The 843-nt window shown below is 57.1% G+C and carries 1 protein-coding gene; it reads left to right on the top strand.

Features of this window, described 5'->3' with window-relative positions; all coding sequences use genetic code 11:
- The coding region (locus H5P30_RS00075) for an IS256 family transposase (RefSeq protein WP_185690929.1) at window positions 1-843 on the top strand (843 nt) is incomplete at both ends.

The following is an 843-nucleotide window of genomic DNA, read 5'->3' as shown; positions in this document are numbered from 1 at the left end:
CTTGAAGGTCCCAAAGCTTCGTGGAGCGAGCTTCGAGACTCAGATCATCGAGCGTTACAAACGCCGCGAGTCCAGCGTGGAAGAGTCGCTGGTGGAAATGTATCTGGCGGGCGTAAGCGTTCGCCGGGTCGAGGACATCACTGAAGCTCTCTGGGGCACACGGGTAAGTCCCTCGACGGTCAGTAACCTCAACCAGAAGATTTACGAGCGTATTGAGGAGTGGCGGCAGAGGCCGCTCAGGAATCGCTACGTGTATACCTACCTGGACGGCCTTTGGCTCAAGCGGGCTTGGGGAGGCGAGGTCGAGAACGTCAGTATCCTCGTGGCCATCGGAGTGAACGAGATGGGATTCCGCGAGGTGCTCGGAGTGAGCGAGGGCATGAGCGAAGACAAGGAGAGCTGGAGGAACCTGCTTCGCAACCTATACGGGCGGGGACTGCGCCGGATCGATCTGGCGATCTCCGATAAGGCAGCCGGGTTGATCGAGGCCTTACCGGAGTTTTATCCGCAAGCCAAATGGCAACGATGTGTCTTCCACTTCCATAAAAACATCCTACACAAAGTGCCCAAACAAAAGCGCGAGGAGGTGATCCCTATGCTCAAGGCAATCCATGCCCAGGAAGATGCCCAAAGTGCCCGCGAAAAAGCAATCTCCGTGGCCGCCAAGCTCGAAGACTTGAAGCTCGGTCCTGCAGCCAGCATCCTGCTTCAGGGAATCGACGAATCGCTCACCTACTACCGTTTCCCCAGAGAGCACCACCGCAGCATCCGCACCAACAATATGCTCGAAAGGATCATGAAGGAGATACGTCGCAGAACCCGAGTGGTCGGAAGCTTCCCGGA

This window comes from Puniceicoccus vermicola (assembly GCF_014230055.1).
GTDB classification, from domain to species: Bacteria; Verrucomicrobiota; Verrucomicrobiia; order Opitutales; family Puniceicoccaceae; genus Puniceicoccus; species Puniceicoccus vermicola.
The sequence above is the reverse complement of the archived record's forward strand: the minus strand, read 5'-3'. Positions and strand labels throughout refer to the sequence as shown.